Raw genomic sequence first — 544 nt, forward strand, 5'->3', positions numbered from 1 at the left:
GACAAACATGTCACCAGATCGACAGTTAGAAAACTTCGTGCCAACACCAATTACAACGGCATTGCCGTTAGCAACTGTTACCGTTCCTTCTGCGAACCAAGATGGCATGGCCTTCCCCAAAATTTTTAGTGAATATTAAACATTGCGCCTGATGCTACTGAGAAATACGCCCGACCATCACAGTTATGCCTGTGACAATCGCATTCTGTACCGCGATCATTCCCAGAGTTAGTATTTTGCTTGGATAGTTCCACATAGCTGCGATCTGGCGATTCGCCACCCCCGAGGCAATGGTCACCGCCTGCATGCATAAGTTATTTATGAGCATGTATTCGTCTTCATTAAGGTTAAACTGCGAATTGAAGTACGTTATTGGTACACCCTGCCCGGTAGTACCGCTCCCGGCATAGGTCCAGGTATTGCTAGCCCTGACAAATTGAGCGGCGGGCGTGCCTGAATCGAAGATTGTCTTGCGGCTTGCATCTCGAAGCCGTACACCGAATGTGGACAGCGGTTGTGCTACGTACCCAGCAACGAACCACCG

Annotated in this window: 1 pseudogene; it reads right to left on the reverse strand. The window is 49.3% G+C overall.

The annotated features are described in order from the left end of the window. Nucleotides 1-154: 154 nt before the first annotated feature. Nucleotides 155-544 (reverse strand): annotated as a pseudogene (locus tag G7025_RS26670) (hypothetical protein); the annotation flags it as partial.

Origin of the sequence: Pseudomonas lurida, assembly GCF_013522705.1 — a bacterium.
GTDB classification, from domain to species: domain Bacteria; phylum Pseudomonadota; class Gammaproteobacteria; order Pseudomonadales; family Pseudomonadaceae; genus Aquipseudomonas; species Aquipseudomonas quebecensis.